This window comes from Clostridium thailandense, assembly GCF_019207025.1.
Classification (GTDB): domain Bacteria; phylum Bacillota; class Clostridia; order Clostridiales; family Clostridiaceae; genus Clostridium_AM; species Clostridium_AM thailandense.
The window spans coordinates 1-20,976 of the sequence record NZ_JAEEGC010000101.1 but is presented as its reverse complement, the minus strand read 5'-3'; the positions used below and the strand labels follow the sequence as shown (position 1 = coordinate 20,976).

The following is a 20,976-nucleotide window of genomic DNA, read 5'->3' as shown; positions in this document are numbered from 1 at the left end:
CCGAGACTAAATTTTTTTAATGTCGTTATATATACAAGCTAGCCGTTCACTCATTTTATAATCTATAACTCCTAGTACTTTTATCTCTTCTGTTCCTAAGGCACTACCCAATTCCTCTTTATCGTAATATTTCAAAACAGGAATTTTATATTTTTCACCGTATTTTGTAAATTTATCAACTGTATTATCAGATGCATCATTAGATAATATTACCAAATAAACTTTATTTCTTTTTACTGCATCCTCACACTTATTATAACCTTCTAGGAGTTTTCCTGCACGCTTAGTTAAACCTAAAAACTGGAGAAATTTATCCTTCATGCTGTATTTCATCTCTCAATCTTTTATAAATTTCTTCACTTATTTGAGCTTCCAGGTTTTTTTGTAATCTTTTGGCTTTAAATGCTTTCTCTAAGCACTCAATGTTTCTACATACATAGGCTCCTCTACCATTTTTCTTACCAGTAATATCTACAGAAATATCTCCTTCAGTACCTCTTACAACCCTTATAAGTTCCTTCTTAGGCTTCATTTCCATGCATCCTGTACACATTCTTTGTGGCACCTTTTTTTGCTTCATGCAAAAACCTCCTCATCTAAAATTAAAAATCTTCACCTATTATTTCTTCAATTATAGAGTCAAGAGTTGCTTCATCTTCAATTAATTTCTTTTTAATTGATTTATTCTTAGTTGGTTTGCTTACAATTGTTTCATTTACAGTCACTTTTTCAGTCTGTTCACTTATAATTGGTTCTTCTAAAGATACTTCTTCTACAGTTGGTTCTTCTACAGTTGGTTCTTCTATTTTTTGTTCATCTAGAGTTGATTCTTTTACAGCCAACTTACTTCCTTTATTTTCAAATCCCACTCCCGCTTGTGATTTACTCTTTATATCGATTTTCCAACTAGTGAGTTTTGCTGCTAGCCTAACATTCTGTCCTTCTTTTCCTATAGCTAGTGATAGTTGATTATCATCTACTATTACTTGAGCAAACTTACTATCTTCATCTAATGTTACATCTAAAACCTTTGCTGGACTCAAAGCATTTGCAATATATTCTTCTGGTAACTTACTCCATTTTATTATATCAATTTTTTCACTTTTTAACTCATTTACTATATTTTGTACTCTTACTCCTTTAGGTCCTACGCATGCTCCCATTGGATCTACGTTATCATCGTTTGAAAAAACAGATATTTTAGTTCTTGATCCAGCTTCCCTAGCTATAGATTTTATTTCAACTGTACCATCAAATATTTCAGGAACTTCGAGTTCAAACAATCTTTTTATAAGTCCTGGATGAGTTCTTGAAATTACAATTTGAGGTCCTTTTGTCGTACTTTTAACTTCAACAATGTATAGTTTTAATTTATCATTAAAATTATATTTTTCTCCTGGCATTTGTTCATTAGGACCAAGTACTGCTTCTGTCTTTCCTAAATCAATTAGTACATTATTTTTATCTTTTCTAATAACAGCACCTGTAATAATGTCATCTTCTTTTTCTGCAAATTCGCTATATATGATTCTTCTTTCTTCTTCCTTTATTCTTTGAATAACCACTTGTTTTGCTGCTTGTGCTGCTACCCTACCAAACTTCTTAGGAGTTACCTCAATGCTTACCACATCTTCAATATCATAATTTGGATCTAGTTCCTTAGCATCTTCTAAACTTATTTCATTTATTTCATCCACAACTTCATCTACAACTTTTTTTTGAGAATAAACGTGAATTTCTCCATTTTCTCTATTCATCGTAACTTTAACGTTTTGGTTATTTCCCCCAAAGTTAGCATAATTCTTTTTGTATGCAGCGACTAATGCATCCTCTATAGTTGTAAATAATAAATCTTCACTTATTCCTTTTTCTTTAACTATCTCTTTTAAGGCTTCTATAAATTCCTGATTCATTTTCTAAATATACCCTCCCTTAAAGCTTGCATATAAGACTTACACTTGAAACCTTATCTCTTGGTATAGAAAGTTCTTCCCCTTCACATCTTATCTTTAGTTCCTCAGAGTTAAATCCTAAAAGCTCTCCTTCAAATTTTTTCTTTCCATTTAACAATCCAGATATTTTGACTAAAACACTACTTTCAATATATCTTTCCAGATGCTTATCTGTATACAAAATTCTATCTATTCCTGGTGATGAGACTTCTAAATAGTATGAATCTGGTATTGGATCTTCACTATCTAGCATATCACTTACAGCTCTACTTACCTTTTCACAATCCTCTAATGATATCCTGCCATCTTCTTTTTCTATATATATTCTTAAGTAATTATCCTGGCCTTCTTTTACATATTCTAAATGATATAATTCGTAATTTAACTGCTCCGTTATTGGCTTTACTAACTCTATAAGCTTATCTATCAAATAATTTTTATTCATTTTAATCCCTCCTTATCTATATATTCTGCAATTTACAATAAAAAATGACTTTCTAGCAAATATATATCCAAAACTATCAGCGGCTTTTATACCCATAGGTCTTAGAATTCATTATACAGAACTAAATTTAATTCAAATTAATAGCCATCCAATAAGATAATTGCATAAAATGTTACACTAATTTAAAAACGCAACATAAGCTGCGTTTTTTCAAAATAGAAAGAGCGGGCCAGTACCCACTCTTTACAAAGTTCTGTAGATTTACTAAGTTCATTTTAACATAATGAATAAGTTATTTCAAGAAAAAGTTAAAAAATGGCTTGACACTAAAAATAAAACAAAGAAAACTGGTTTATTTTAAGAGAGTTTTAATATTATAAAAGACCACTTATCCTTCTAATTCATATTATTCCCTATTATATAAAATCCATCCATATTTCTTTTTATTTCGCACTCAATCTTAATTACATGTTGTTTATTTCTTTCATTAATTCCTCTACTAATTGGTTCTCTTTAACCTTTTTAACTATTTCTCCTTTTTTAAAAATCAAGCCTTCTCCATTTCCACCTGCTATTCCAATGTCTGCTTCCCTTGCTTCTCCTGGACCATTAACAACACATCCCATTATTGCAACCTTTATATTTTTATTATAATTTATAAGCCTCTTTTCTACCTCTTCTGCTATATTAATCAAATTTATTGCTGTTCTTCCACAAGTAGGGCAAGATACAAATTCTATTCCTTCTTTTAGATATCCAATTGATTTTAAAATTTCTTTTCCAACCCTAACTTCTTCTACTGGATCACCAGTTAGCGATACCCTTATGGTATCTCCTATGCCTTCACTCAATAATGTTCCTATACCTATACTAGATTTAATCGTTCCCCTCCAAATAGTACCAGACTCCGTAACACCTAGATGCAAAGGGTAATTGACAGTATTGGTAATCATTCTATAGCTCTCGATCATTTGAACAACATTAGAAGACTTGATAGATATAACTATATCATCATAATTTATATTTTCTAATATTCTAACATGTTCTAAAGCACTTTCTACTAACGCCTCTGGGCATACTCCACCATATTTATCTAATATTTCTTTCTTTAAGGAGCCAGAGTTAACTCCTATTCTTATAGGTATGCTTTTATCCTTAGCAGCCTTTGCCACCTCTTTTACTCTATCAATGCTGCCTATGTTTCCTGGATTAATTCTAAGAGCCGCTATTCCGTTTTCAATAGATTTCAGAGCTAATTTATAATCAAAATGAATATCTGCAACTAACGGAATGTTTATATCTTTTACTATTTCCTTTATAGCATCACAGGCTGTCATATCTGGAACAGCACATCGTACTATATCACATCCTGCTTTTTCAAGCCTACGTATCTGTGTTACAGTCTCTTTTATATTTCTCGTATCCGTATTTGTCATCGACTGAACTGTTATTTTTGAATCATCACCTATATATACATTGCCAACCTTTACCTTTTTGGTTTTTAATCTTTTCATTTACTTCATCTCCCTAAAAAAATTGGTAATTAGGAATTGAATATAACAAATCCCTAATTACTATTCTTTTATTTGTATATACATTAAAATTTTATAGGATGTAATATATCTTTAATCGTTACTAATACCATTAGCGTCATTAGTATAGCAAAACCAACATAATTTACTAATCCAACTTTATTTTCATCAACTTTTTTACCGGTTACTATTTCAAATAGGAATAATAGTATATACCCTCCATCTAATGCTGGAAAAGGTATAATGTTAAATATCGCTAATTGAATACTTATATATGCCGCAAACGCAGTTAAACTCAATATTCCAGCCTTTGCAGCTGCACCTGAAACTTTAATTATAGTTAGAGGTCCTCCTACGTCATTCATTGATGCCTTTCCTTTAAAAAGAGTTTTAAAGAAACTAAAAGTTTGCTTTACTAAAGAATTAGTTTCAATAAACCCATAAGATATAGATTGTTTAATCGTAGGTTTTTCAACAGCAGTTGGATATATACCTACTATATATCTATTCTCCTTAGCATCCTTAATAGGTACAACTTTTACAGTTTTTGTTTCACTACCTCTAACATACGTTATATTTATTGGTTCCCCATTAGATATATATACGCCTGTTACAAAGTCTTCCCAGGTTAAAACCTTAGAGTTATTTACTTTTACTATTTTATCTCCTGCTTTAATGCCCATAACATCAGCAGGCTGGTTAGGTACTACCTTGCTTACTTCTGCAGACAAATAACCTCTTGCTCCTGCTATAATTCCAAACAAAGCTATTCCAAGTATAAAATTCATTATGGGTCCTGCTATTACTACACTAAGTTTTTGTATAGGCCTCTTATTATTAAATGCTCTAGGATCTGTGCTTTCACCTTCATCTCCTAACATTTTTACGTATCCACCTATTGGCAAAAGTTTTATTGAATATGCAGTTTCCTTCCCTTTTATGCCAAAAAGCTTAGGTCCCATTCCTATAGCAAATTCTTCTACTTTTATACCATTTAACTTAGCCAAAGTAAAATGACCTAGTTCATGAATTATAATTAACACTCCAAATGCTATAATAGCCATTATAATATACAACTGTATTCCTCCCTATCAAACCTTACTTACCAAAGTTCTCATTTACATATTTTTTTACTTCTTTGTCTAATTCTAATATATCTTCTAACGTATAACTGTACTTCACAATAAACTTATCCATACATTTCTCTAATATATTACCTAATTGCAAAAACTTAATTTTTTTATTTAAAAACAAATCTACTGCACATTCATTTGCAGCATTTAATACAGCTGGCATTGTACCGCCTATTTTTCCTGCTTCATATGCAAGTTTTAAAGGTTTAAATGTATTCATATCTGGTTTTTCAAAAGTTAAACATTCCATTTTATAAAAGTCCAATTTTTCTACAACAGCCTTTTGTCTTTTAGGATAGTTGAGAGCATATTGTATCGGAAGTCTCATATCTGTACTTCCTAATTGCGCAATTATACTTCCATCTTTATATTCTATCATAGAATGTATAATGCTTTGAGGGTGAACCACTACTTCAATATCATCATAATCCATATCAAATAACCAGTGAGCCTCTATAACTTCAAGACCCTTATTCATTAGCGTTGCAGAGTCTATTGATATTTTCTTTCCCATATTCCATTTTGGATGTTTTAAGGCCTCATCTACAGTAACATTTCTAAGGTCTTCTTCCTTTTTTCCTCTAAAAGGTCCTCCTGATGCTGTAAGCAATATCTTATCTACAGATGAAATCTCATTACCTTGAAGACATTGAAAAATAGCCCCATGTTCAGAATCTACAGGTAGTATTTTTACATTATGTTTTTTTGCTTCCGAAATAACTATTTCTCCTCCTGTGACTAAAGTTTCCTTATTAGCTAATGCTATATCTTTCCCAGATTTAATTGCAGTAATTGTGGGAACAAGACCTATCATTCCAACTACCGACGTTACAACTATATCAATTTCTGATAAACTTGCTATAGTATTTAATCCCTCCATGCCAAATAATATTTCTATTTTTTTATTTGCACTACTGCAGTACTTTTTAACCTCTTCATATGCTTTTTCTTCTGTTAGTACTACATATAAAGGATTAAATTCATTAATTATCTCTATAACCTTTCCATAACTGCTATTTGCTGAAATAGCTATGAGTCTAAACCTATCGATATCTTGCCTAATAACATCAAGGGTCTGATTCCCTATAGAACCCGTAGCTCCAAGTATTGCAACTTTTTTCATTTAAACATCTCCTAATTCTGTCTAAGCTTTAGTATTTTAAAATTTATTTCACAATAATTATGTATAATGTCCTTGTAAAAAGCCAATGAATTCAAAGATCTTAACCCCTATATAAAGAGATAATATAATAAATAAGGGGTAAACTTCAAGTCTATTACTTATAAATCTCGTCTCCATGGTCTGTTTGTTAGCTGTAAGTCTTATTAATATCTTCTAATTTCTCTTTAATAATAGAAACTTTATTCTAAGATATAAATGCCATAGCATGATTAACTATAACATATTTGTCTGCCAAAATAAAGTAAACAGCTATATTACCTATAAAAAGAAATATAATGCTAATTAAGGCGTACACTATTGTTAAGTAAATTATTATTGCATAATAGGTTATAAATAGGATAACATAGAAATATTATTGTAATTATAAAAAGAAAATACTTAAAATAATGTTTTACCCTTGTAGTAAAAACTCTGAACATAAATAATAGGGTTAAGCTACAAGTAATTTTTTACATTTTAAGCTCAATATATAACATTCCTTAAAATTAGTAATTTCTAATATTATATTCAACTTTTCTTCTATATATTAATTTTAGTATTTTAAACAATAACTTATTAAAAATAATGCAATTAAAAGAAAGGACGGTGAACTGTTGACTTGAAGATCTAAATACCTAAAAGTCAACAATGATTATGTTAGATGAAACTGTAGAGATAGTAAAAAACTTGATGGCTACTGGATATTCAGATGTTGAAATTTGCAGTAAACTAAGTTTAAATTGGGAAGAATTTTGGGATATTGTTGAGCATATAAGTTATATTGACTTGAATTGAAGAAGGAGCTTTTTGATGCTCCTTTTCTAATTTAATATACTTCATAAAAAAATAAGTTATAATTTCAAAATATAATAACACTTTATGAAAGGTTTTGAACTTCTTTTACATCTTGTTGTATCTGTTGTTCTAAATTTGGATTTGAATTGTACCATTGTTTATTTACTGCTATGTCAGATAACCTAAAGTGTTCGTTAACAGCATTAGTTAACTGGCAACTAAGTATTTGCCTTAATTGCGGATTTACAGCTTCAACCGCCGCTTTGGCTAATGTTACTATGCTAGCTTTTGATGAAACCAACATATCTAATGCTATATTTTTATCATTATTATTATTATTATTATTACCGCTAGAGTCATTTTCATCATTGGAATTACTATCAACGCCAAACAAATCATCTAACCATGACACGTTACATCACCTCTTATGTGAATTCTTTTCCATTTCTTATACTGCTTATATTGTATATTATATGAATTATTTTTCTCAATAAAAATTCAAGTATTCCTGGTAATAAAGTGAAAAAAGTTCAAAAGCATATCGAGTTAGCCTTTGAACCTTTTAATTTTATATTAAATTCCCACAATAAAGGTTAAGTAATAATAAACTACCACCGATGCAAAAAGTATACTATCAAATCTATCTAGTATTCCTCCATGTCCTGGTATGAGATTACTGTAATCTTTGACTCCAACATATCTTTTTATAGAAGAAGCTGTAAGATCTCCAAATTGACAAAATACTCCACATATTGCTCCAATCGCAAAAAAATGATATATAGGTATAAAGTCTATTCTAGAATGAATCAAATATCCCAATATTCCACAAGCTAGTGTACTTCCTATCATTCCACCAATGGAACCTTCTATGGTCTTCTTTGGACTTACCTTAGAACATAATTTTCTTTTCCCAAAAGCCCTTCCTGCATAATAAGCTGCAGTATCACAAACCCAAGAAGATATGAATATAAGCCATACTAGGTAGTTACCATAATTTTTGTTATCTACTAAAACAATAAAACTAAAGAATACAGCAACATATAAAAATCCCATTATAGTAGTAGATATATCAATAAAATTATATTCTACATCAAATATAGGAATACACATAATAATAAACATAGTTATTATCAAAAAGAAAAAATGCATTCTATAATCAACAGTTTTGTCTAATGTTATATAATAAATTATACACAATATATAACCAGCTATACTTATCGCTTGAATATTCTTCTCTTTTATTACTCTATAAAACTCATACATGCCAAATAAAGATAGAATCATAACACCGTATTTTAAATATATTCCACCTATAAATAAAAACATTATGAAAGGTGCAATAATTAACGCTCCTATATATCTATTATTCATATAACCAACTCCCAGCAATAATTTTACTTCACGCCTCCAAATCTTCTATCTCTATTTTGAAAATCATAAATTGCCTTGTGTAAGTCTTCTTTTTTAAAATCAGGCCACTTTATGTTAGAATACCAAAACTCAGAATAAGCACACTGCCAAAGTAAAAAATTGCTAAGTCTTTGCTCGCCACTAGGTCTTATTATTATATCTGGATCCGGCATACCCTTAGTGTCTAAATAGCTAGATAGGGTATTTTCATTTATATCTTCTTTACTTAGTCTTCCTTCAGTAATATTTTCGTAAATCTTTTTAAACGCGCGAAGAAGTTCATCTCTTCCACCATAATTTAAGGCTAAATTTAAAGTTAAGCCAGTATTATCTTTTGTGTTATTATAGGCATCTATTAATTCATCTTGACATATTTTAGGCAACTTAGATATATCACCTATATGATTTATTACAACATTATTTTTATCTAATTCTTTAAATTCATTTCTCAAATACTGAACCAACAAATTCATAAGTGCATTCACTTCTTCGTTAGGCCTTACCCAATTTTCTGTAGAAAAAGCATACAAGGTCAAGTATTTTATTCCTAATTTACTACATTCTTTTACAATCTCTCTAATAGCTTCAACCCCTGCTTTATGCCCCATAGTTCTCGGAAGCATTCTTTCTTTTGCCCATCTTCCGTTTCCATCCATTATTATTGCAATATGTTTAGGTATATTATTTAAGTCTATATGTATATCTTCAACGGCGACATTTTCACTTTTCTTTGAACCGAAAAAATTTAACATATGTACTCTCCATTCATAAATTATAGTAAGTTTCTTACTTGTTAATAAAAACCTGCGAGTTCGCAGGTTTAAAATTTTTAAAACTATATTGACATAATTTCTTTTTCTTTAATTTCAACCATTTTATCTATTTCTTTAATAAAATTGTCTGTTTTCTTTTGAATTTCATCTTCACCTTTTTTAATTTCATCCTCAGACACTTCGCCATCTTTCTTCAATACCTTTATTTTGTCATTACAATCTCTTCTTATTCCTCTTATAGCTACCTTCGATTCTTCTCCAAGTTTTTTTATGTTCTTAACTATATTTTTTCTTGTCTCTTCAGTAAGTTCTGGAATAGCAAGTCTTATTACTTCGCCATCATTTGAAGGATTAATTCCAAGATCTGACTTTAATATAGCCTTCTCAATAGCCTTTATTGAGCTTTTGTCCCATGGTTGAATAACTAATATTCTTGATTCTGGAACAGATATATTCGCTAATTGATTTAGTGGTGTTACTGCTCCATAATATTCCGCTTCTATTCTGTCTAACATAGCTGGATTAGCTCTTCCTGCCTTCATTGAAGCTAATTCCTTCTTTAATACATTAATGGTCTTATTCATTTTTTCATCTGCCAATTTTAAAGTGTCCTTAATCATTGAAAATATACCTCCTTATAATTTATTTTATTGTCTGCTCACTAAAGTACCAATGTATTCTCCTATTACTGCTTTTCTTATGTTTGCTGGATCATCTAAGCCAAATACTAAAATAGGTATGTTGTTATCCATGCATAATGATGTCGCCGTAGAATCCATAACTTGAAGTCCTTTTTCTAGCACTTCAATATAGCTTAATTTATCAAACTTTTTAGCATCGCTATATTTATGAGGATCTTTATCATAAACTCCATCAACTTTTTTTGCAAGAAGTATAACATTTGCTTCAATTTCTGCAGCTCTTAACGCAGCTGCAGTATCTGTTGAGAAGTAAGGATTTCCAGTTCCGGCTCCAAATATTACAACTCTATTTTTCTCTAGGTGTCTCATGGCCCTTCTTCTAATAAAAGGCTCTGCTACCTCTTTCATTTCTATAGCAGTTTGCACTCTCGTATTGACTCCAATGTTTTCAAGTGAATCTTGAAGAGCTAGGGCATTTATACATGTAGCCATCATACCCATATAATCCGCAGTAGTTCTATCCATATCTTCTCCGCTTCTACCTCTCCAAATATTTCCTCCACCAACTACAGCACCTACTTCTACACCCATATCAACTAATGCTTTTATTTCTATAGCTATCTTTTTAGTAACATCAAAATCTATGCCATACCCTTTTTCTCCTGCCAATGCTTCGCCTGAAAGCTTTAGCATAACTCTCTTGTATTTAGCATTATACATATATTATACCTCCAAATTGTCATAAATTACATATATATTAAGGCTATACCTTAAAAAAAGAGAACACGCAGTGTCCTCTTTTCAGTTACTATTTACCTTGCATCTGCTTTTGAACTTCTTCTGCAAAGTTCTCTTCCTTCTTTTCGATTCCTTCGCCTTTTTCAAATCTTACAAAAGCAGCTACTGTTATTGGAGCTCCAACTTCTTTTGATTTTTCCTTAAGGTATTTTTCAATAGTTAAATCTGCATTTCTTACCCAAACCTGTTCTACTAAACAGTTTTCTTTGTAGTACTTTTGAACTCTTCCTACAACCATTTTTTCAACTATATTTTCAGGCTTTCCTTCGTTTAAAGCTTGAACTCTGTAAATTTCTTTTTCTTTTTCAAGAGATTCATTATCTACAGCATCTCTATTTAAGAATAAAGGATTAGTTGCAGCAACCTGCATAGCTACATCTTTAGCAACTTCTTTTAGAATTGGGCTTTCTTTTTCACATTCAACTTTAACAAGAACACCGATTCTTCCGCCACCATGGATATAGCTTTCAATTGCTCCATTTTCAACAACTAATTTTTGGAATCTTCTAACATTCATGTTTTCGCCAAGTTTTGCAATTAATGCAGTTACAGCATCTTGAAGTGTTATGCTTTCATCTGCTATGTATTTTTCTCCAACTAATTCTTCTATAGTCTTAGCATTTGACTTTGCTGCTTGTTTTGCAGCATTATCAGCTAATTCAACAAATGCTTCATTAGCCGAAACAAAGTCTGTTTCACAATTTACTTCTACTATTGAAGCAGTTTTTCCATCTTCAGAAACATATGTTTTAACTAATCCCTCAGCTGCTACTCTTCCAGCTTTTTTAGCCGCAGCTGCTAATCCCTTTTCTCTTAATAATTCTATAGCTTTTTCAGTATCTCCATTAACTTCATTTAAAGCCTTTTTGCAGTCCATCATGCCTGCTCCAGTTCTTTCTCTTAATTCTTTTACCATCTGTGCAGTTATCATAGTAAATTCCTCCTATTTAAACTTAATTTAAAAGGTAAATGAAGAATTTATCTTCATCTACCCTAATTAAATTATTCAGCTAATTGTTCGCCTTGTCTTCCTTCAATTATAGCATCAGCAATTTTAGCTGTTATTAATTTTACAGCTCTTATTGCATCATCATTTCCTGGTATAACATAATCAACTTCATCTGGATCACAGTTTGTATCAACAATAGCTACTACTGGAATTCCAAGAATTTTAGCTTCTGATATAGCATTTTTTTCTTTTCTTGGATCAACAACAAATAATGCTCCTATATTTGTTGAGTTCATTTCTTTTATTCCGCCTAAGTTCTTTTGTAATTTTTCTTGTTCATTCTTAAGCTTTATAACTTCTTTCTTTGGAAGAACTTCAAAAGTTCCATCTGCTTCCATAGCTTCTAATTCTTCTAGTTTCTTTATTCTTGTTTTAATTGTTGTGAAATTTGTTAACATTCCACCAAGCCATCTATTATTAACAAAGTGCATTCCTGATCTTACTGCTTCTTCTCCAATAGCTTCTTGTGCTTGCTTTTTAGTTCCTACAAAAAGGACATCTTTTCCTTCTTCTGAAACTGATTTTACGAAATTATAAGCATCTTCAACTTTTTTAACAGTTTTTTGTAAATCTATTATGTAGATTCCGTTTCTTTCTGTGAAGATATATGGAGCCATTTTAGGATTCCATCTTCTTGTTTGATGTCCAAAATGAACACCTGCTTCTAATAATTGTTTCATTGAAATAACTGACATAATATTTTCCCTCCTAGGTTTCTCCTCCACTACCGTCATATTTATAAAATACCTTGTTTGGCACCATTTTATAAATTGGGTAGTGTGTGTATTTTTCTACCTTTTGTAGTATATCATATGAGTTAAAGCTATTCAACAATAATTTTCAATTTTACATAGATAAATTTAAAATTATTTAATGTAATATAATCATAAAATATTTACTAACCTTATACTCTAGTTATTATTATTATCTAAAATTTACAATTTTATGCTATACAATTTGAATATTTCAATACATCAAAAATGGAGAATTAATATAATTCTCCATTTTGATTACTTTATTTTCTTTAATTCATCAAGTAATTTTTCGTTAAGTATTCTTATATGTGTACCTTTCATTCCTAGAGATCTTGATTCAATAACTCCAGCACTCTCAAATTTTCTTAATGCATTAACTATAACAGATCTTGTAATACCAACTTTGTCCGCTATTTTAGAAGCTACTAGTAAACCTTCATTTCCATCTAATTCATTAAAGATATGTTCTACTGCTTCCAATTCCGAATAAGAAAGGGTGCCTATTGCAAGCTGTACAACTGCCTTTTTTCTAGCTTCTTCTTCAATTTCATCATGCTTAGCTCTTAATATTTCAAGTCCAATAATTGTAGCACTATATTCAGATAAAACTAAGTCTTCATCTGTAAAAGCTTCATCAAATCTAGCAATCAATAAAGTTCCTAGTCTTTCTCTATTTCCAATAATAGGTACAATTGTAGTTAGTTTGTTTTCGATACCACAGGACTTACCTTCCTCAAACACGCAATTACCGTGAGTTGTTGAATTTGGTAATGTTTCATGAATATTTAACAATTTATTATTGTACTGCTCTGGAAATCTCTTTTCATTTATTACTTTCTCTTTCACTTCGTCACATTCAAAACCTGTTGAAAAATTATAACCTAGTATTTTTCCTTTTCTACTGCTTATATAAACATTGCAATTTAATACTTCACTTAATAGTTTGCATATATCATCAAAAACTACTGGTTCTGTGCCTGATTTTTGCAGTATTTTATTTAACATTCTTGTTTTATTTAATAATGATGTCATTTTTATTCCTCCTTAAACATCTTCTTTCATATATAAAATTCAAATTTTCAAATCATTAAGTGCTATATAAGACCTGTATATCTTTTTCTATTGTTTTCTAAAATAAGCAAGATGATTATACTAACAATTTAGACTTTTTAAAATATTTAGAATTATTTCTTATTCTTTAATATGATAACATAATAGTAATTACATTTCAACAGTAATTTTATGAGATTCGACACAATTATTATTATTTTTTGCATTCTGTCTATTATTATTCATTATTATTATCATCTGAAGCATTACTTGTATTTTTTATTTTATATTCCTTATTCTTGCACTCATCATTAGTACATTCTAGATAATTACCTTTAGATTTATTATATTTCTTAACCATTAAACTTCCACAAACTGAACACTTTTCTGCAGATGGCTCAAACCAACTTACAAAATCACATTCTGGATAATTACTACACCCATAAAACTTTCTTCCTTTTTTACTTCTCTTAACTAAAACTTTTCCGTCACATTTAGGGCACTTAACATCTAATTCTTCCACTAATGGTTTAGTATTTTTGCAATCAGGGTATCCTGGGCAAGCAAGAAAATCCCCAAATCTCCCTTGTTTAATTACCATATTTCTCCCACATTTTTCGCATACTATATCTGTAACTTTATCCTCTATAGTAATTTTAGCTACTTCTTTTTCTGCTATCTCTATAGCATCTTTAAGAGGTGTAAAAAACTCATTTACAACCTTCTTCCAATTTTCATTTCCTTCTTCTACATTATCTAATTTTTCTTCCATTTCCACAGTGAAGTCTAAATCTACTATTTGTTTAAAGTATTCGCTTAATATGGTATTTACTATTTCTCCAAGTTCTGTTGGCTTTAATGTTTTCTTTTCCCTTTCAACATACTTTCTTTCTAATAAAGTAGATATAATTGGGGCATAAGTGCTCGGCCTTCCTATACCATTTTCCTCCAAAGTCTTAACAAGAGAAGCTTCAGAAAACTTTGCTGGTGGTTGAGTAAAATGTTGTTTTCCATCTATAGATTTTTTTATAAGATTTTCATTTTCCTCTAGTTTTGGTAAAGTTATATCTTCCTTTTCTTCTTCAGTAGAATATTCATACACTTTCATGAACCCATCAAACTTTACAATTGAACCACTTGCCTTAAGTCCATATTCTCCGTTAACTATATTTATTGAAGTAATATCCATTATACAAGAAGACATTTGACTTGCAACAAACCTATTCCAAATCAAAGTGTATAATTTATACTGTTCATCCTTCATGTTAGCTTTAGCAATTTCAGGTGTTATTTCTACATGCGTTGGCCTTATAGCTTCATGCGCATCCTGCGAATTTTTTTTACCTTTATACACTCTAGCTTCTTTAGGTACATAATCATCTCCGTATTGTTCTGATATGAAACTTTTACATACGTCTTGAGCTTCATTTGATATTCTAACAGAGTCCGTTCTCATGTATGTTATAAGACCTACTGCTCCATATCCTTTCACATCCATGCCTTCATATAATTGTTGTGCAACTGACATAGTTCTTTTTGTAGCAAAATTTAACTTTTTATAAGAATCTTGCTGTAAAGTACTTGTAGTAAAAGGTGGAAGCGGATTTTTGTTTTTTGATGTTTTCTTTATACTCTTTACTACAAATTCTCCACATTTCAATTCTTTTATAATTTTATCTACTTCTTCTTTACTGCTAATTTCAATTTTCTTTTTTCCTAATGTAGTAAGCCTAACGCTAAAACTTTTCTTAGAATTTTCCTTGTAAAGCGAACACTCAACTGTCCAATACTCCTTAGGTATAAAATTTAATATTTCCTTTTCTCTATCACATATCATTCTAAGGGCAACCGACTGAACTCTTCCTGCACTTAAGCCCCATTTTACTTTTCTCCAAAGTATAGGACTGATTTTATAACCAACTAATCTATCTAAAACTCTCCTAGCTTGCTGTGCATTAACTAAATCTATATCTATTTGCCTTGGCTCTTTTATAGCATTCTTAATAGCATTTTTAGTAATTTCATTAAATTCTATTCTACACTTTTCTTGTTCATCTAATTTTAATATATGCGCTAAATGCCATGAAATCGCTTCACCTTCTCTATCAGGGTCTGTTGCCAAGTATACCTTTTCACTTTTCTTAGCTTCTTTTTTTAATTTATCAAGTAACTCTCCCTTACCTCTTATAGTTATATATTTAGGATTATATTCATTTTCTATATCAACTCCTAATTGACTTTTAGGAAGATCTCTTACATGTCCCATAGATGCTTCCACTACATAGTTTTTACCTAAATACTTTCCTATGGTTTTTGCTTTTGCTGGTGATTCTACTATAACTAATTTTTGTCCCATTTCGTGCTCCGGTAATTACTAAATCTACCGAAGTGTTTGCACCCCCTTATTTTTAACTAATTATGTACTAATTATATATTTTCTTTACATTTAATAAATACTATTCTTTATCTAAACAAATATACCTTATTTATTGACCTAATCATACCCTTCTTTCCACTTTTACATAATAATTTCCTGGAAGACTTAATATTTCATTTCCAAGCTGCAATTCAAATAATACCTCATATAATTGTTTTATGTCAATATTTGTTCTTTTAAATATATCGTCTACATGTATAGGTTCGTTAGTTAAAATATCATAAATTTTCCTCTGTAAGCCGCTTATTTTCTTAATATTGTCTTTATTATCTGCTACATATTGAATATTAAATATTTGGAATAAATCATAAAAATTTGTAAAGGGATATGCTCCATCTCTAATTAATTTATTAGTGCCTTTACTTTGCTCTGAAAAAATAGATCCTGGTACTGCAACAACATCTTTACCTTGTTCTAAAGCTAAACTAGCAGTTATTAATGATCCACTCCTTTCTGCTGCTTCTACAACAATCACTACATCACTCAAGCCACTAATGATTCTATTTCTCATTGGAAAATTATAACTGAAAGGTTGCGTCCCTGGTAGAAACTCCGAAATAATGCATCCATCTTCCAACATGTAATTATATAATTTTTTATTTTCCTTGGGATATATTACATCTACCCCACAACCTAATACAGCACAAGTGTATCCTTTAGATTCTAAGCACACTCTATGTGCATATGAGTCTATTCCTTTTGCCATACCACTTATAATGTTTATATTGTGCTCAGAAAGTTCTTTGCTTATCATATTTGCTACATTTCTTCCATATGTACTGCAATTTCTTGCTCCAACTATCGCTATATTTAAGTTTTCATTAAGTTTTTTAATGTTTCCTTTGTAAAATATCACTGAAGGTGAATCTGAATAATTTTTTAATTTTTTAGGATACTTATTATCATAAAAATTCACACTGCTTATATTTTTGTTTTTAATTTGCTCATATAAACTCTCTAATCTTTCTTTATCCCATGCTTTTTTTAAATGAAATTTAATTTTCTCATCTTCTTTTTTTGTATATATGTTTGATTTTTCACAATTACTGTAATACCATATTTCCTCTAAAGTATTGAAAGTTTTAACCAATTCAATTTTTATTTTACTTGATAATTTTGCTGAGCAAAACCATAAATCATATATATTCATTTTTTTCTCCTTATACTGATATATTATGTAAAATTCTTGTCAGAATCATATACTTTTATTCATCTTACCCAACATGTTTTATATATATAATAAATGTTCTAGTTTTCTCTTTAATTCTATGTTATATTATTATTTGTTTATAAAAAAGCATTAACATTGTCTTATCAAATGAAAGGAGTTTTTACTATTGGAAAAACTGGTTATATTAGGTACAGGATCTGCAATGGTCACTAAATGCTACAACACATGTTTTACACTTTCTAAAAATGATGAGCATTTTTTGGTAGATGTTGGTGGTGGAAATACAATACTTTCAAATTTAGAGAAAACTAATATACCTATTAACAGAATTCATAATGTTTTTATATCGCATAGTCATAACGATCACATAACTGGAATAATATGGGTGATTAGAGCTGTTGCTCAGCAGATATTAAATGAAAATTATGAAGGCAACTTACATATTTATTGTCATAAAGAAGTAGTTTATATAATTAAAACCATATCCTCTTTATTACTTCAAAAAAAATTTACTGATTATATTGATAATAGAATACTTTTTGAAGAAATTTCTGATGATTTTTCAGTTAACATAATAGGTTATAACATAAACTTCTTTGATATTAAAAGTAAAAAACATCTTCAATTTGGTTTTGCTACAAAATTATTTAACGGAAAAACCTTTACCTTTTTAGGCGATGAACCATACAATGACAAATTGTATGATTACACCTATAATGTAGATTATCTAATGCATGAGGCATTTTGCTTATACTCTCAAAGAAATACTTTTAAACCTTATGAAAAGTTTCATTCTACAGTTAAAGATGCTTGTGAAAATGCCTCTAAATTAAATGCAAAAAATTTAATCTTAATTCATACTGAAGATAATAATATATTTAAAAAGAAGAAACTTTATTTTGAAGAAGGCCGCAAGTATTTCCAAGGTAATATTATTGTTCCTAATGATCTTGAAATATTATACCTTTAAGTTTAGAAAGGATGATTTTTAATGGATAAATTATTGTTTGGAATATCCGGAATACCGATTGGCGATGGTTCACAAAAATTTAACTATTCTTCTGGTATTAAGTACCTAAAATCTATTGGTCTTGATGCTATGGAACTTCCATTTGTACGCTCTGTTAACGTTACTGATAAAAATAAGGATTTAATATTAAAAACAAAGTTAGAAAACGATTTTTATCTTTCTGCTCACGGTTCATATTATATAAACCTAAATGCAGATGAAGAGGATAAGCAATTACAATCTATTGAAAGAATAATTAAAGGTGCTAATGGAATTTCAAAAGTAGATGGCAGAAGCCTAATCTTTCATCCCGGTTTTTATCTAAAAGATTCTAAAGAAGAGACTTATAAAACTATAAAAGAAAATTTACTTAAATTGCCCTCTAATGGTGTAGATTACAGACTAGAAACTACTGGAAAAGGAACTCAATTTGGAAGTCTTGAAGAATTAGTTTCTCTATGTAAAGAAATACCTACTTGCAAACTATGTATAGATTTTTCTCATATACATGCAAGACATAACGGTAAGCTAAAAAGTTACGATGATTTTGCTCAGATTCTACAATACATACAAATTGAATTAGGTAAATTAGCCTTAGAAGATTTGCATATTCACTTATCTGGAATAAATTATAGTGAAAAAGGAGAGCGAAATCATCTTCCTTTTTTAGAGAGTGACTTTAACTTTGTTGCTTGCTTAAGAGCCTTAAAAGACTTTAATATAAAAGGCTGTATAATCTGTGAAAGTCCTATACTGGAGAAAGATGCTCTTCTATTAAAAGAGACCTATGAAAAACTTTCCAATATATAAAGAAAGCCCATTATACCTTGAGCTTTCTTAAGACAAAAAGTTTATCTCAATTGAGTTACATATAAGTTATACTTATATGTATTTTTTATACATGTAATACTTTATAATTATTGTAATAAATTGTATAATATAATCAGATAAATTAACTTTTATGAACTAAGGAGGTAATTTTAATGTCTGTTGATATTTGCCCTAAATGCGGTTTACTAAGAGATATGATAGAGAGTACATGTGAACGAGAAGAGACCAATAATAATGGAGATGTTGTAAAGATTATAACAAAATCTTTTCATTGTTCTTTTTGCAATTGTTTCGTTAACAGCGAAGATATAATAGTTCCCAAAAAGAAAATCACTGAAAAATAACAGTTTATTATACATATAAGTTTATATCTTAAAAATATGAACTTATATGCATAATAAAACTAAAAAAATTGTTTCATAACACATTTTTATGTATTATAAAATAGACTTCAAATAATTTCTTCATTCAAAAATTTTCTATATTGAAGAGCTTCTACTATATGGCTTTCTTCTATACTTTCCCTATTATCTAAATCTGCTATAGTCCTAGAGACTTTCAATATCCTGCTATATGCCCTTGTACTTAATGAATATCTATTATATATTTTTTCTATTATTCTGCTTGATTTATTATTTAACTTACAATGTTTTTTTATAAGTCTACTATCCATTTGGGAATTACAATATATTTTATCATTTTTAAATCTCTCTTTTTGTATTTTTCTTGCTTTTTCAACTCTTTCCCTAATATTTTTTGATGATTCTACTTTATGTTTAGACTTATTCCTAATCTCATCAAAAGAAAGGGAGCTTACAAAAGTAAATAGATCTATTCTATCTAATAAAGGCCCTGACAGTTTATTTATATATTTCCTTCTTTCATATTCACTACAAGTACAGGTTCGCGGAGAGCCATAGAAACCACATTTGCAAGGATTAGTGGAAATAATAGTCATAAAATTGCTTGGATAAGTAACTGTTCCTGATAACCTACTTATCTTAACATTTCCATCCTCCATAGGCTGCCTTAAAACTTCCAAAACACTCCTTTTAAATTCTAGAACCTCATCTAAAAACAATACTCCATTTTGTGCTAAGGATACTTCTCCAGGCGTTAAATTGGTTCCTCCACCTATTAATGCTGTAGAAGTAACTGTATGATGGGGACTTCTAAAAGGTCTTTTGTACATAAGTCCTATGTTTTTTTCTAAATTTCCAGAAACACTATAAATTTTAGTCACCTCTAAAGCCTCTTCATAACTTAATGGCGGTAAAATAGTTGCTATTCTCTGTGCTATCATAGTTTTTCCACTTCCTGGAGGTCCAACCATTAGCATATTGTGATTTCCTGCAGCCGCAACTTCCACAGCTCTTTTACAGCTTTCTTGACCTATTACATCTTGAAAATCCACTTTACTTTCACTGTCGTATTTTAATTGCTTAGAAGAATATGGCATTAAATCTCTATATTTAATATAAGAAATTACTTCTCTCAAATTTTGAAAAGGATAAATATTCACTTCATTTACAATGGAGGATTCTTCTGAATTATCAAAAGGAATAATAAAATTCTTTAAATCGTTGTTTTTACTTTCCATTGCAATAGGTAATACTCCTTTAACTCCTTTTAAATCTCCAGAGAGAGATAATTCTCCAATTATCAAGAAATCGTCTGAATCTTCAAAACTTATTTGCTCTGTGGCCATCAATATTCCTATAGCAATAGGTAAATCAAATAATGAGCCTACCTTTTTTACATCAGCTGGAGCAAGATTAATTATTATTCTATTTATAGGAAATTCAAAACCAGAATTTACTATAGCTGCTCTAACTCTCTCTTTTGATTCCTTAACAGATGTGTCTGCAAGTCCTACAATATTAAAGCAAGGTAGTCCTCTCTCAATATCAACCTCTACAGAAACCATTACTCCTTCTATTCCAGTAAAGGTAGCAGCATTTATTTTTACTGCCATAATATCACCTCTGCTAAATTCTTGACATAAATATGGATTTGTATACCGAACTATAAATTAAGTATTCTCATTGTTTGTCTATATAGACACCCATAGTC

General features: G+C 29.8%; 22 protein-coding genes. 4 read left to right on the top strand and 18 right to left on the bottom strand.

Annotated features, from left to right (window positions below; all coding sequences use genetic code 11):
• Positions 1-6 precede the first annotated feature (6 nt).
• The 7 genes from I6U48_RS18550 to I6U48_RS18520 form a co-directional block, all read right to left on the bottom strand.
• Positions 7-321: a ribosomal L7Ae/L30e/S12e/Gadd45 family protein gene (locus I6U48_RS18550; protein ID WP_218321963.1), complete on the bottom strand. Its 315-nt coding sequence runs from the start codon at positions 319-321 to the stop codon at positions 7-9.
• Positions 311-580 (bottom strand): RNase P modulator RnpM, encoded by a 270-nt coding sequence (gene rnpM / locus I6U48_RS18545; RefSeq protein ID WP_218321962.1) that lies wholly within the window; start codon positions 578-580, stop codon positions 311-313. Before rnpM ends, I6U48_RS18550 begins: the two co-directional genes overlap by 11 nt.
• A 22-nt stretch (positions 581-602) precedes the next feature.
• Entirely contained in the window at positions 603-1,913 is a 1,311-nt protein-coding gene (gene nusA, locus I6U48_RS18540) for a transcription termination factor NusA (RefSeq protein WP_218321961.1), read from the bottom strand.
• Between the two features lie 19 nt (positions 1,914-1,932).
• Positions 1,933-2,397 (bottom strand): ribosome maturation factor RimP, encoded by a 465-nt coding sequence (gene rimP / locus I6U48_RS18535; protein WP_218321960.1) that lies wholly within the window; start codon positions 2,395-2,397, stop codon positions 1,933-1,935.
• 464 nt (positions 2,398-2,861) lie between these two features.
• Positions 2,862-3,911: a flavodoxin-dependent (E)-4-hydroxy-3-methylbut-2-enyl-diphosphate synthase gene (gene ispG / locus I6U48_RS18530; RefSeq protein ID WP_218321959.1), complete on the bottom strand. Its 1,050-nt coding sequence runs from the start codon at positions 3,909-3,911 to the stop codon at positions 2,862-2,864.
• A gap of 83 nt (positions 3,912-3,994) precedes the next feature.
• On the bottom strand, positions 3,995-5,005 hold the full coding sequence (gene rseP, locus I6U48_RS18525; RefSeq protein WP_218321958.1) for an RIP metalloprotease RseP: 1,011 nt from the start codon (positions 5,003-5,005) through the stop codon (positions 3,995-3,997).
• Between the two features lie 22 nt (positions 5,006-5,027).
• Positions 5,028-6,185: a 1-deoxy-D-xylulose-5-phosphate reductoisomerase gene (locus tag I6U48_RS18520; RefSeq protein ID WP_218321957.1), complete on the bottom strand. Its 1,158-nt coding sequence runs from the start codon at positions 6,183-6,185 to the stop codon at positions 5,028-5,030.
• 687 nt (positions 6,186-6,872) lie between these two features.
• On the opposite strand from I6U48_RS18520, the gene I6U48_RS18515 reads away from it, so the two are divergent.
• Positions 6,873-7,019, top strand: coding sequence for a hypothetical protein (locus I6U48_RS18515; RefSeq protein WP_218321956.1), 147 nt, complete (start codon positions 6,873-6,875; stop codon positions 7,017-7,019).
• A gap of 82 nt (positions 7,020-7,101) precedes the next feature.
• Here the strand turns inward: I6U48_RS18515 and I6U48_RS18510 are convergent, their stop codons facing one another.
• The 10 genes from I6U48_RS18510 to dprA all read right to left on the bottom strand — a co-directional run bounded on the left by I6U48_RS18510 (position 7,102) and on the right by dprA (position 17,042).
• A complete protein-coding gene (locus tag I6U48_RS18510) occupies positions 7,102-7,431 on the bottom strand; it encodes a spore coat protein (RefSeq protein ID WP_312891091.1) in 330 nt (109 codons plus the stop codon).
• A gap of 161 nt (positions 7,432-7,592) precedes the next feature.
• Complete coding sequence (locus tag I6U48_RS18505; RefSeq protein ID WP_218321955.1) at positions 7,593-8,390, bottom strand: phosphatidate cytidylyltransferase; 798 nt, start codon at positions 8,388-8,390, stop codon at positions 7,593-7,595.
• 23 nt (positions 8,391-8,413) lie between these two features.
• On the bottom strand, positions 8,414-9,181 hold the full coding sequence (gene uppS / locus I6U48_RS18500; protein WP_218321954.1) for an undecaprenyl pyrophosphate synthase: 768 nt from the start codon (positions 9,179-9,181) through the stop codon (positions 8,414-8,416).
• 83 nt (positions 9,182-9,264) lie between these two features.
• On the bottom strand, positions 9,265-9,822 hold the full coding sequence (gene frr, locus I6U48_RS18495) for a ribosome recycling factor (protein WP_218321953.1): 558 nt from the start codon (positions 9,820-9,822) through the stop codon (positions 9,265-9,267).
• Positions 9,823-9,849: 27 nt separating this feature from the next.
• On the bottom strand, positions 9,850-10,563 hold the full coding sequence (gene pyrH / locus I6U48_RS18490; protein ID WP_218321952.1) for a UMP kinase: 714 nt from the start codon (positions 10,561-10,563) through the stop codon (positions 9,850-9,852).
• An 88-nt stretch (positions 10,564-10,651) separates the two neighbouring features.
• Positions 10,652-11,572 (bottom strand): translation elongation factor Ts, encoded by a 921-nt coding sequence (tsf, locus tag I6U48_RS18485; protein ID WP_218321951.1) that lies wholly within the window; start codon positions 11,570-11,572, stop codon positions 10,652-10,654.
• Between the two features lie 71 nt (positions 11,573-11,643).
• Complete coding sequence (gene rpsB, locus I6U48_RS18480; protein ID WP_218321950.1) at positions 11,644-12,345, bottom strand: 30S ribosomal protein S2; 702 nt, start codon at positions 12,343-12,345, stop codon at positions 11,644-11,646.
• 315 nt (positions 12,346-12,660) lie between these two features.
• Positions 12,661-13,437, bottom strand: a complete 777-nt coding sequence (codY, locus tag I6U48_RS18475) for a GTP-sensing pleiotropic transcriptional regulator CodY (RefSeq protein ID WP_218321949.1) — start codon at positions 13,435-13,437, stop codon at positions 12,661-12,663.
• Positions 13,438-13,693: 256 nt separating this feature from the next.
• The gene (gene topA / locus I6U48_RS18470) at positions 13,694-15,811 is read right to left on the bottom strand and encodes a type I DNA topoisomerase (protein ID WP_218321948.1); all 2,118 of its coding nucleotides are present in this window, start codon (positions 15,809-15,811) and stop codon (positions 13,694-13,696) included.
• Between the two features lie 142 nt (positions 15,812-15,953).
• Positions 15,954-17,042 (bottom strand): DNA-processing protein DprA, encoded by a 1,089-nt coding sequence (gene dprA, locus I6U48_RS18465; RefSeq protein ID WP_218321947.1) that lies wholly within the window; start codon positions 17,040-17,042, stop codon positions 15,954-15,956.
• A 187-nt stretch (positions 17,043-17,229) separates the two neighbouring features.
• On the opposite strand from dprA, the gene I6U48_RS18460 reads away from it, so the two are divergent.
• The 3 genes from I6U48_RS18460 to I6U48_RS18450 all read left to right on the top strand — a co-directional run bounded on the left by I6U48_RS18460 (position 17,230) and on the right by I6U48_RS18450 (position 19,247).
• A complete protein-coding gene (locus I6U48_RS18460) occupies positions 17,230-18,033 on the top strand; it encodes an MBL fold metallo-hydrolase (RefSeq protein WP_218321946.1) in 804 nt (267 codons plus the stop codon).
• 21 nt (positions 18,034-18,054) lie between these two features.
• Positions 18,055-18,882, top strand: a complete 828-nt coding sequence (locus I6U48_RS18455; RefSeq protein WP_218321945.1) for a TIM barrel protein — start codon at positions 18,055-18,057, stop codon at positions 18,880-18,882.
• A 173-nt stretch (positions 18,883-19,055) separates the two neighbouring features.
• Positions 19,056-19,247 (top strand): hypothetical protein, encoded by a 192-nt coding sequence (locus I6U48_RS18450; RefSeq protein WP_218321990.1) that lies wholly within the window; start codon positions 19,056-19,058, stop codon positions 19,245-19,247.
• A gap of 107 nt (positions 19,248-19,354) precedes the next feature.
• Here I6U48_RS18450 and I6U48_RS18445 read toward each other — a convergent pair whose 3' ends face one another.
• The gene (locus tag I6U48_RS18445; protein WP_218321944.1) at positions 19,355-20,878 is read right to left on the bottom strand and encodes a YifB family Mg chelatase-like AAA ATPase; all 1,524 of its coding nucleotides are present in this window, start codon (positions 20,876-20,878) and stop codon (positions 19,355-19,357) included.
• Positions 20,879-20,976 lie beyond the last annotated feature (98 nt).

Bases quoted from the DNA above. Each gene is read 5' to 3' on its own strand.
- frr (WP_218321953.1), bottom strand. From the start codon at position 9,822: ATGATTAAGGACACTTTAAAATTGGCAGATGAAAAAATGAATAAGACC.
- tsf (WP_218321951.1), bottom strand. From the start codon at position 11,572: ATGATAACTGCACAGATGGTAAAAGAATTAAGAGAAAGAACTGGAGCA.
- nusA (WP_218321961.1), bottom strand. From the start codon at position 1,913: ATGAATCAGGAATTTATAGAAGCCTTAAAAGAGATAGTTAAAGAAAAA.
- I6U48_RS18520 (WP_218321957.1), bottom strand. From the start codon at position 6,185: ATGAAAAAAGTTGCAATACTTGGAGCTACGGGTTCTATAGGGAATCAG.
- pyrH (WP_218321952.1), bottom strand. From the start codon at position 10,563: ATGTATAATGCTAAATACAAGAGAGTTATGCTAAAGCTTTCAGGCGAA.
- I6U48_RS18550 (WP_218321963.1), bottom strand. From the start codon at position 321: ATGAAGGATAAATTTCTCCAGTTTTTAGGTTTAACTAAGCGTGCAGGA.
- I6U48_RS18505 (WP_218321955.1), bottom strand. From the start codon at position 8,390: ATGAATAATAGATATATAGGAGCGTTAATTATTGCACCTTTCATAATG.
- rimP (WP_218321960.1), bottom strand. From the start codon at position 2,397: ATGAATAAAAATTATTTGATAGATAAGCTTATAGAGTTAGTAAAGCCA.
- I6U48_RS18445 (WP_218321944.1), bottom strand. From the start codon at position 20,878: ATGGCAGTAAAAATAAATGCTGCTACCTTTACTGGAATAGAAGGAGTA.
- rpsB (WP_218321950.1), bottom strand. From the start codon at position 12,345: ATGTCAGTTATTTCAATGAAACAATTATTAGAAGCAGGTGTTCATTTT.
- rnpM (WP_218321962.1), bottom strand. From the start codon at position 580: ATGAAGCAAAAAAAGGTGCCACAAAGAATGTGTACAGGATGCATGGAA.
- topA (WP_218321948.1), bottom strand. From the start codon at position 15,811: ATGGGACAAAAATTAGTTATAGTAGAATCACCAGCAAAAGCAAAAACC.
- I6U48_RS18455 (WP_218321945.1), top strand. From the start codon at position 18,055: ATGGATAAATTATTGTTTGGAATATCCGGAATACCGATTGGCGATGGT.
- codY (WP_218321949.1), bottom strand. From the start codon at position 13,437: ATGACATCATTATTAAATAAAACAAGAATGTTAAATAAAATACTGCAA.
- ispG (WP_218321959.1), bottom strand. From the start codon at position 3,911: ATGAAAAGATTAAAAACCAAAAAGGTAAAGGTTGGCAATGTATATATA.
- I6U48_RS18450 (WP_218321990.1), top strand. From the start codon at position 19,056: ATGTCTGTTGATATTTGCCCTAAATGCGGTTTACTAAGAGATATGATA.
- dprA (WP_218321947.1), bottom strand. From the start codon at position 17,042: ATGAATATATATGATTTATGGTTTTGCTCAGCAAAATTATCAAGTAAA.
- I6U48_RS18515 (WP_218321956.1), top strand. From the start codon at position 6,873: ATGATTATGTTAGATGAAACTGTAGAGATAGTAAAAAACTTGATGGCT.
- uppS (WP_218321954.1), bottom strand. From the start codon at position 9,181: ATGTTAAATTTTTTCGGTTCAAAGAAAAGTGAAAATGTCGCCGTTGAA.